2 protein-coding genes and 1 pseudogene are annotated in these 1,283 nt (G+C 45.8%); all 3 read left to right on the top strand.

Annotation, left to right across the window (positions count from 1 at the left end):
* Positions 1 to 194: pseudogene (locus JZU62_RS05165) on the top strand (spermidine synthase); the annotation flags it as partial.
* Positions 194 to 799 carry a dephospho-CoA kinase gene (coaE, locus tag JZU62_RS05160; protein WP_295012572.1) on the top strand — a complete coding sequence of 202 codons (606 nt, stop codon included), beginning with the start codon at positions 194 to 196 and terminating at the stop codon, positions 797 to 799. The pseudogene JZU62_RS05165 and the gene coaE, both read left to right, overlap by 1 nt.
* A 26-nt stretch (positions 800 to 825) precedes the next feature.
* A partial coding sequence (gene dapF, locus JZU62_RS05155; protein ID WP_295012570.1) for a diaminopimelate epimerase occupies positions 826 to 1,283 on the top strand: 458 nt, incomplete at its 3' end.

The raw sequence follows: 1,283 nt of genomic DNA, 5'->3' as shown, positions 1-1,283 counted from the left end.
TTATGCCGTATTACGTAGGGGACGGTTCGACATTGCTAATCTGTTCCAAAGAGTATCATCCGACGGCGGATTTGATTTTACAACGCAGTGATTTGCTTGAAGGACTTCAGTTTTACAACTGCGATGTCCATATCGGAGTCTTTGCCATGCCGCAGTACATCCGTAAAAATTACCTCGGGATTATCCGTAACTAATGGCGTTTGAATATGCTATTGCACTCACAGGAGGGATAGCGACGGGGAAAAGTACCGTTGCCTCTTTGCTCGGACTCAACGGGTTGCGCATCATCGATGCCGATACGATAGCGCACCGTATTTTGGATGAAAACTGTGCTTGGGTGGTTGAGCGTTTCGGCGAGGAGTTTGTTAAAAACGGTAAAGTGGATCGCCCTGTATTAGGGAAGGTTGTTTTTGCTGACGCGCAAGCGAAACAAGAACTTGAAGCCTTTTTACACCCCAAAATTCGAGCCGCGATCGAAGAGCAAAGTAACAAACAAGATCGCCTCAAATACCCCTATCTAATCGATATTCCACTATTTTTCGAGACGTCATCCTATCCGATTAAAAATTCCGTCGTTGTTTATACTCCCAAAGCATTGCAGATGGAGCGATTTATGAAACGCAACGGTTTCTCCGAGGAGGAGTCGTTGCGCCGTATCGAGAGTCAGATGGATATCGAGGAGAAGAAAGCGCGTGCGACATGGGTGATTGATAACTCTTCCAATCTCAAACATTTACAACGTGAATGTGAGCAGTTTGTCGATACTATTAAATTACTCTATCCCGCTCCTAAGGTATAATTACCGTAATTATAAAGGAATACCCCATGTTACAAATTGCCAAATATTGCGCCAGCGGCAACGATTTCGTCATCTTTCATGCTTTTCACGGAGCAGATCGCTCTGGACTTGCCCGAACTCTCTGTGATCGTCAAAACGGCATAGGAGCGGATGGGTTGATCGTCTTGCTCCCTCATGAGAGCCATGATTTCGAGTGGGAATTTTACAATGCCGATGGTTCGACTGCCTCGATGTGTGGAAACGGGAGCCGTGCATGTGCCCATTATGCTCACCGTTTTGGACTTGCAGGTGAGAATATGGAGTTTTTAACGGGCGCTGGGGTGATAAAAGCGAGCATCGAGGGGGATGTAGTTCAAAGTGATTTGACTCCTCCCCTCGTTATCAATGATACGATTTTTGAACATGAAATGACATGGTGGCTCCTCGATACGGGTGTTCCTCATCTCGTTACCTTTGATGCCGATATGGAAAATTTTAATATCGC

This window comes from Sulfuricurvum sp., from assembly GCF_019163035.1.
GTDB lineage: Bacteria > Campylobacterota > Campylobacteria > Campylobacterales > Sulfurimonadaceae > Sulfuricurvum.
Note: the sequence above shows the minus strand (reverse complement) of the source record. Positions and strands in the feature narration are given on the sequence as shown.